Annotated in this window: 6 protein-coding genes; 4 read left to right on the forward strand and 2 right to left on the reverse strand. The window is 59.8% G+C overall.

Annotated elements, in window-relative coordinates; all coding sequences use genetic code 11:
* The first annotated feature begins 468 nt into the window (after positions 1-468).
* Positions 469-1497, forward strand: coding sequence for a ribonucleotide-diphosphate reductase subunit beta (locus tag BN903_RS10745; RefSeq protein WP_048077725.1), 1029 nt, complete (start codon positions 469-471; stop codon positions 1495-1497).
* A gap of 2 nt (positions 1498-1499) precedes the next feature.
* On the forward strand, positions 1500-3188 hold the full coding sequence (locus BN903_RS10750; protein ID WP_048077726.1) for a ribonucleoside-diphosphate reductase subunit alpha: 1689 nt from the start codon (positions 1500-1502) through the stop codon (positions 3186-3188).
* A 183-nt stretch (positions 3189-3371) separates the two neighbouring features.
* On the opposite strand, the gene BN903_RS10755 is transcribed toward BN903_RS10750, so the two are convergent.
* Positions 3372-4601, reverse strand: a complete 1230-nt coding sequence (locus BN903_RS10755; protein WP_048077727.1) for an SPFH domain-containing protein — start codon at positions 4599-4601, stop codon at positions 3372-3374.
* Positions 4602-4736: 135 nt separating this feature from the next.
* On the opposite strand from BN903_RS10755, the gene BN903_RS10760 reads away from it, so the two are divergent.
* Together BN903_RS10760 and BN903_RS10765 are read left to right on the forward strand one after the other, a co-directional pair.
* Positions 4737-6041, forward strand: a complete 1305-nt coding sequence (locus BN903_RS10760; RefSeq protein WP_048077728.1) for an O-acetylhomoserine aminocarboxypropyltransferase/cysteine synthase family protein — start codon at positions 4737-4739, stop codon at positions 6039-6041.
* Positions 6042-6282: 241 nt separating this feature from the next.
* Positions 6283-7014: a hypothetical protein gene (locus BN903_RS10765; RefSeq protein ID WP_048077729.1), complete on the forward strand. Its 732-nt coding sequence runs from the start codon at positions 6283-6285 to the stop codon at positions 7012-7014.
* Between the two features lie 428 nt (positions 7015-7442).
* Here the strand turns inward: BN903_RS10765 and BN903_RS10770 are convergent.
* A partial coding sequence (locus BN903_RS10770; RefSeq protein ID WP_048077730.1) for an aminopeptidase occupies positions 7443-8235 on the reverse strand: 793 nt, incomplete at its 5' end.

Consider the following 8235-nt stretch of genomic DNA (forward strand, 5'->3'; position numbering starts at 1 on the left):
CTCGCCTCCCGGGTCGCCGCCTCCTGCCGAGCGAGGTCGACGTTGTCCGAGTCTCACGTCTTGTCGGTCTCTCGCTTACGCCCGGCTCCGAATTCGTACTTCTCGCCGAACTGCTCGGCGGAGCCCTCGCAACGGGACTAGCGTGGAGCTTGACGCCGCCAGTTGGGCACTGTAGCGACCGACCGTAACCGGAAATCACCGCTCAGTCCCCGTCTCGGAACCGCCCGTTCGTGGATCGGAGGAGTGACTCCGATCTCCCGTTGTGAAAGTGTACTTGTTATACTACAATCTTGTTGGTAATACTTATACCAGTAGAGTCTGTGTGGTCAGATACGGTTCACGCGGCTAAACTCACGTACGCTGTAAGACCGTCTCTCGAGCAACACGACTGCGGTCAGACTCACCGGACTGACGTAGACAGTGGCAGCGACAATCCAACGCAATTGGTCACGTTTGAGACGGCCAACGATGAGTGAAAGCGAAAACACAGACACGAACGCGAGTACGGGTACAGATATCGAGACGGACATCTTCTCGGAGAGAAAACAGCTGAAGCCCTACGAGTACAGCGAGTTTCTCGACTACGTTGAGGCGATCCGGAACAGCTACTGGGTACACACGGAGTTTAATTTCGACGGAGATGTCCAAGACTTCAAGGTCAACACGACTCCTGCTGAACAGACCGTTATTAAGCGGACGATGTTGGCTATCGCCCAGATCGAGGTACAGGTGAAGACGTTCTGGTCGGACATCTACGAGGAGATGCCAAAAGCTGAGGTCGGGAATGTGGGTATGACCTTCGCGGAAAGCGAGGTACGGCACATGGACGCCTACAGTCATCTCCTCGACGTTTTAGGAATCACGGACGATTTCGAACAGGTGACTGCGGAGCCGGCGATCGAAGAACGGATCGAGTATCTCGATGAGTATCTGGAGAAGAGCGAGAGTGACGACGAACGGGAGTACGTGATGAGCATCCTGCTTTTCAGTACGTTCGTCGAACACGTATCGCTGTTCAGCCAGTTCCTCATAATGACGAGCTTCGACAAGCACGAAAAGAAGTTCAAGGGAATAGCGAACGCCGTCGAAGCAACCAGCAAAGAGGAGCAGATCCACGGTCTGTTCGGGATCGAACTGGTGGAGACGATCAGGGAGGAGAACCCGGACCTCTTCGATGACGATTTCGAGGACGACGTCCAAGAAGCCTGTCAGCAGGCCTACGAGGCAGAGACGGAGATCCTAGATTGGATATTCGATGACGGCGAGCTGGAGTTTCTTCCCAGGGCGCACGTCGACGCGTTTCTGCGAGACCGGTTCAATCAGAGTCTGGAAAACGTCGGCGTGGAACCGATATTCGAGACGGACGACGACCTGCTCGAGGAGACGCGCTGGTTCGACGAGGACATTATGATGACGAAAGATAACGACTTCTTCAGCAAGCGGTCGACCACGTACAACAAACACACGCAGAGCGTCACCGCCGAGGACATGTTCTAACAATGGCACAAACAGAACTCGACAGCGTCGCGGAACAGCATACCGAACCGTTCTACTGGCTGAACGAGGACAGCAGGGAGTTTCTCAGAGAGGGATACCTACTCGAGGGCGTCGAGGCGGAAGAGAGAGTCAGACAGATAGCGGAGCGCGCCGAAGAAATTCTGGGTGAGGAAGGGTTCGCGGACAAGTTCTACGAGTACATGAGCCGCGGCTTCTACAGTCTCGCGAGCCCGGTGTGGTCCAACTTCGGACTGGACAGAGGTCTTCCTATCAGCTGCTTCGGCAGCTACATGGAGGATAGCATCGAGAGCATTCTCCACACCCAAGCCGAGGTGGGTGAGATGACAAAGCAGGGCGGGGGCACGAGCGGCTACTTCGGCGAGCTGCGGCCGCGGGGAAGTCCGATAACGAACAACGGCAAGAGCAACGGAAGTTACAGTTTCACAGAGCTGTTCGATACGATCATCAACGTCATCAGCCAGGGCGAAACCCGCCGAGGGCAGTTCGCCGGCTACATCGACGTCGAACACGACGACTTAGACGAGTGGCTTAATATCAAAACCGAAGGAGATCCGGTACAGGACATCTACTACGGCGTCATCATCGGTGACGACTGGTTTCAGGCGATGATCGACGGCGACGAAGAGAAGCGAGAGACGTGGGCGGATATCATCGAGACCCGGATCAATATCGGCGTCCCGTACATCATCTTCCGGGGGAACATGAACGAGGGGAAGCCACAGGTCTACAAGGACAAGGGGTACCAGATAAACGCGTCCAACCTGTGTACCGAGATAGCGCTCCCGGCCACGGCGGACGAGAGCTTCGTCTGCTGTCTCTCGAGCATGAACGCTCTCCACTACGACGAATGGAAGGATACCGACGCAGTGGAGACACTGACGCGGTTCCTGGACGCAGTGATGGAGGAGTTCATCGAGCGCACGGAGGGCGTACAGTTCATGGAGCGGGCCGTGCGGTTCGCGAAGAGACACAGAGCGATAGGGATCGGCGTCCTCGGGTGGCACAGCTATCTCCAGAGCAACATGATCCCCTTCGACAGCATGGAGGCGATGGAGAAGAACGGGGAGATATTCCGGACCATCAAAGAGCGGAGCTACGAGGCGAGCGAAGCGCTCGCCGATGAGTTCGGGGAGCCGGAGGTTCTCGAGGGCTACGGGAGGCGAAACACGACGACGATGAGCGTGGCTCCGACGAAATCGAGCAGCGTCATTCTGGGTCAGGTGAGTCCGAGCATCGAGCCGCTGAAATCGAACTACTTCGTGCGAGACGGTGCGAAGCTAAAGTCGACGCAAAAGAACAGATTCCTTCAGGCGATACTGGCCGAGCGGGGCAAAGACACCCGCGAAGTCTGGGACAGCATCGCAAATAAAGACGGGAGCGTTCAACATCTCGAGTGTCTGACGGACGAAGAGAAAGACGTGTTCAAGACCTTCGCAGAGATACCGCAGATGGCGATCATAAACCAAGCGGCACAGAGACAGAAGTACATAGACCAATCACAGAGCGTGAACGTCTCGATCGACCCGAGTGAAGTGAGCGTCAAAGAGATCAATCAGCTCTACATAGAAGCTTGGAAGAAAGGCGTCAAGAGCCTCTACTATCAGAACAGCGTGAACGCTGCACAGAAATTCAGTCGAGATATCCTCGAGTGTCGGGCCTGTGAGAGCTGATCGCTACCCCTAGTCGGCTCGCCTGCCGTCCCGGTCTCCGTCTTCGACTCCAGATCGGCGTCCCGGTCCGTATGGTCGACGCCTTCGGATCCGGGAACGTCGGCGAACCGAGCGGCATCGGCGGCGCGGTCGCGGTGGCGGCAATCTTCTCTGTCGACAACTCGCGGCAGCCGTGAGTCGGGCTTACGTCCCGGGCCGTTCGCTCTCGCTCTCCAGTTCGATGTCGCGGTCCGCCTCGCGGGTCTCTTTTTCCTGCTTGGCGAGGTCGACGTCGCGGGCCGTGTCCGCGTCCCGGGTCTCGTCGGTCCGCAGGTCGCTGTCGGCCACGGTGTCGAGCTGCTCGAGAGCGCTCTCGATGTCCTCCAAGCCGAGCAGCTTCTCCGTCTCCTTGTCGAACTCCTTGCTGTCGAGCCCCTCCATGTCCTGAACGTCGGAGCCGGAGAGCGCCTTGCCGTAGCGACCGACGAGACTGGTCAGCTCCTGCGGGAGGACGAACGTGGTGGACTCGCCTTTGCCGATCTCCTCTAGGGTCTCCATGCCGCGCTCGATGATGGCGCGTTCGCCCATCGACTCGGCGGACCGCGCCCGCAACACGGTCGAGATGGCGTCCCCCTGCGCTTCGAGGATCTGCGACTGCTTTTCACCCTGCGCGCGGATGATGTTCGACTGCTTGTCACCCTCCGCCTGCTCGACCGCGGAGCGGCGTTCCCCCTGCGCTTCGAGGATCATCGCGCGGCGGCGGCGCTCCGCGCCGGTCTGCTGTTCCATCGCGCGCTGGACCTCTTGGGAGGGGCTCACCTCGCGGACCTCGACGGCCTCGACGCGGATCCCCCACTCGTCGGTCGGCTCGTCCAACTCCTCGTTGATCCGGTTGTTGATCAGCTCTCGCTGCGAGAGCGTGTCGTCGAGCTCCATGTCGCCGATGACGGCGCGGAGGGTGGTCTGCGCGAGATTCGAGACGGCGTTCTTGTAGTCGTCGACCTCTAAGAACGCCTTCTTGGCGTCCATCACCTTGATGTAGACGACCGCGTCCGCGGTCACCGGCGAGTTGTCGCGCGTGATCGCGGACTGGCTCGGCACGTCGATCGTCTGGGTCCGCATGTCGAACGGGTACGTCCGGGAGACGAACGGCGGGATGAGGTGGACGCCGGGTTCGAGCAGCTTCCGGTACTCGCCGAAGACGGTGAGCGCCTCCTTGTCGTAGGCGTCGACGATCTCGACGGCGCTGACGACCGTGACGGCCGCGAGCAACACTGCGAGCGCCGCGACGCCGTAGACGAGGCTCTGCGAGAGGAGGGCGAAGCCGACGACCAAGGCGACCCCGAGCGCGAGGTACTGCCAGACGCCGTCGGGGACTTCGTCCATCACGTCCGCCAACTCGGCGGACCCGCCGCGCGGACCTTGTGTTCCCATACTTGAGGTTACGGCGCGACGCTGTTAACGGTTGCCACGAGATCGAAAGCCGAACCGATTCGGCGACATCCGAGAAACCGGAAACGGCGGTACAGGCCGACCGGGTTTAACTACGCAGCGACGGAACACCGATCCATGCCATCCGACGACGGGGACGACGGCCGAAAGTTCAGCACGCGAAGCGTTCACGCCGGCTCGGAGCCGGACCCGGCCACCGGTGCCCGCGCGACGCCGATCCATCAGACGACCGCCTACCAGTTCGACGACGCCGACCACGCGGCGGACCTGTTCGCCTTAGAGGAGCCGGGGAACGTCTACTCGCGGCTGATGAACCCGACGAACGCCGCGCTCGAAGAGCGGATCGCCTCGCTCGAAGGCGGGGTCGGCGCGGTCGCGACCGCCTCGGGCATGGCCGCGCTCGACGTGACGACGTTCCTGCTCGCGTCCGCGGGCGACAACATCGTCTCCTCGTCGGCGCTGTACGGCGGCACCTACACCTACCTCACCCACTCCGTCGAGCGCCGCGGCGTCTCGACGCGGTTCGTCGACCCGCTCGACTACGAGGGGTACGCCGAGGCCATCGACGAGGACACCGCCTACGTCCACCTCGAAACGATCGGGAACCCGGCCTTAGTCACCCCTGACATCCAGCGGATCGCCGACATCGCCCACGACCACGGCGTCCCGCTGTTCGTCGACAACACGTTCGCGACGCCGTACCTCTGCCGGCCGCTCGACCACGGCGCGGACCTCGTCTGGGAGTCGACGACGAAGTGGCTCACCGGCAACGGCACCACCGTCGGCGGCGTCGTCGTCGACGGCGGCTCGTTCCCGTGGGCCGACCACGCCGAGAAGTACCCGGAGATCGCACAGGACAACCCCGCCTACCACGGGATCAACTTCGCCGAGCGGTTCGGCGACGCCGCGTTCACCTTCGCGGCGGTCACCCGCGGCCTGCGCGACTTGGGCGACCAGCAGTCGCCGTTCGACGCGTGGAACACGCTCCAGCAGACGGAGTCGCTCCCGCTGCGGATGGACCGCCACTGCGAAAACGCGGCCGTCGTCGCCGAGTACCTCGCCGACCACGACGAGGTCGCGTGGGTGAACTACCCCGGTCTGGAGAGCCACGAGACCCACGAGGAGGCGACCGAGTACCTTGAGGGCGGCTACGGCGGGATGCTCACCTTCGGGCTAGAGGCGGGCTACGAGGCCGCGCGGGCGACCGTCGAGGAGGCGGACCTCGCCTCCCTCGTCGCGAACGTCGGCGACGCGAAGACGCTCGTCATCCACCCGAGTTCGACGACCCACCAGCAGCTGACGGACGAGGAGAAGCAGACCGCCGGCGTCACCGACGACATGATCCGACTCTCGGTCGGCATCGAGGACCCCGCCGACATCGTCGCCGACCTCGAGGCCGCTATCGAGGCGGCGACGGCGTAACCGCGATCCGCCCGTTTCTGGCGATTTGGTTCTGTTGAAATCCTCGGGGACTGATACAACCTCCGTGCGAAATACAGAGAATCTATTCAGCACAGCGAGCGCGTCCTATTCAGTATACAACTGAGTGACCATTAGATGAGAAAGCCAGATTTAATTCCCTGAAAGAGGTTAGTGTACTCATATATCGAACTATTATAACTAGCGGAGCAGATTAATGGGTATTAAATAACCAGTCGTGCCGATGAGGGAGAACAATTTGACCTCAGTTACTGAAATGATCCTCGGAGTGCTCACAGAGTCCCGTGGGTTCGTATTTCACCTCACTCTGAACTTCGCACTCATTCTTGCAGTAATTGTGCTTGAGTGGGGCCTCATTGAGATCGTTGTAACATATCTCATTGAAATAGCAATTATACATTTTATCTTTCTTATCGTTGGGCTGTTTACTCCGCAACCAATAGATGACCGTGATGGAGACGTATGGGACACAAAACCTACTACACTTCAGCCAATTTCCTTACTTCCACCTGTTTACAGACGAAATATCAGATATATTGGATACAAGTCAATTTTCCCCGGAGTCCTGATTGTGGCGCTCATGATAGGTATCTTTTCGAACTCTGATGTAGTTTCGGCACTACCCCGCTCGGTTGGAGTTGCGATTATCGGCATTACCTTGTTTCAGTTGGGACAAGTCTGGCGATACTTCATTGTAGATCAATCGTATCAGGATAAGTCACCGCAGGACGCGGTACAGTTTGCGTTTGCTCCAGTTGGTGAGGTGCTATTCGTCATGTTCTACGCATTTATTCCAGTCACCTTTGTGATTGTGGGCGGTGTAATAGTGGCAGTCATTGACCTTCCCTCGCGGCTTGTATTGCTGTTGGTATATCTCGTGCCAATAGGAGCGGTTCGGGCGTGGATGAGGAGTTTAGATCCTCAAACAGATGATCTTGAGATGAGATTTGGCTGACGAATGGAGAGGTGGAGCCGGTCGTCTTACGCCAATTAGATCCGCTTGTGGATTTCTACACAAGAATTCTCTATTGAGCTTCTCAGAGAAAGCCTTCCAAGAGAAGCCACAGGATTTAGAAACTGTGTCCAGAGCACCAACACCCTGTGAGACGTAGCTTCAGTAGCCGACCTGTTGAATCTCGCAGTTGTGGAAACGGTGGTGGTGGTGTTTGCCCGTTTGCCATCCAAATTGTTCCGGAATTACGATGTGTTTGCTCGTTCGAAATGTAGGCGAAAACGAGCACATCAGCTACCTGATATCCCCTGTGTCTGCCTTTATTGCTATACACTCTGTATTCAGCACACCTCTAAGAACATATCACCAGTTGAGTATTTCGACGGGTCCGACAGTCCCGTCTTCTCTTACGGAGCTACCGTTCTCCTGACCTACGCCTCGAAACCGCCCTCCCACCGGAACGTCCCGTTCCGCTGGACGACCTCGCCGTCGACCTCCATCCGGGAGTCCGCGCTCACGTCGGTGATCATGTCGACGTGGACCGCGCTCTCGTTGCCGGACTCGCCCTCGGGGAGACAGGCGTCGTAGGCGCGGCCGACCGCGAGGTGGACGGTGTCGCCCATCTTCTCGTCGAAGAGGATCGAGTCCGTGAACCGGTCGATCCCGCGGTTCATCCCGATCCCCAGTTCGCCGAGCCGCCGCGCGCCGGGGTCGGTGTCGAGGACGTTCGCGAGCGCGTCCTCGCCCGCCTCCGCGGCGAAGTCGACGACCTCGCCGTCCTCGAAGGTGAGGTGGACGTTCCGGACGCGCGTCGCGTCGATGGTCATCGGCACGTCGAAGAAGACCTCGCCCGCGGTGTCGTACGGCGCGGTGAACACCTCGCCGGAGGGGAGGTTGTGGGAGTCGTACGCGACCGACGCGGCGGAGTTGACCGCGGTGCGGCCCGCGATCGACATCCGAACGTCGGTGTCGGGGGCGTCGTCGCGCTCGGTGACGATCCGGACTTCCTCGCCGTCGTCGAGGATGTCCTTCATCTTCGCCATCTCGTCGGCCAGCGCCTCCCAGTCGCGGAGGACGGCGTCGTAGACGAACTCCTGATACTCCTCGTAGGCCATCCCGGCCTGCTGGGCGAGGCTCCGCGTCGGGTGGACCGTCGACACCCAGTCGGTGTCCATCCGGGCCTCGCGGACCCCCTGCCGCGCCTTCGCGTACGCCTGCCGCGTC

This window comes from Halorubrum sp. AJ67 (assembly GCF_000513435.1).

Bases quoted from the DNA above. Each gene is read 5' to 3' on its own strand.
- BN903_RS10765 (WP_048077729.1), top strand. From the start codon at position 6,283: ATGAGGGAGAACAATTTGACCTCAGTTACTGAAATGATCCTCGGAGTG.
- BN903_RS10760 (WP_048077728.1), top strand. From the start codon at position 4,737: ATGCCATCCGACGACGGGGACGACGGCCGAAAGTTCAGCACGCGAAGC.
- BN903_RS10755 (WP_048077727.1), bottom strand. From the start codon at position 4,601: ATGGGAACACAAGGTCCGCGCGGCGGGTCCGCCGAGTTGGCGGACGTG.
- BN903_RS10745 (WP_048077725.1), top strand. From the start codon at position 469: ATGAGTGAAAGCGAAAACACAGACACGAACGCGAGTACGGGTACAGAT.
- BN903_RS10750 (WP_048077726.1), top strand. From the start codon at position 1,500: ATGGCACAAACAGAACTCGACAGCGTCGCGGAACAGCATACCGAACCG.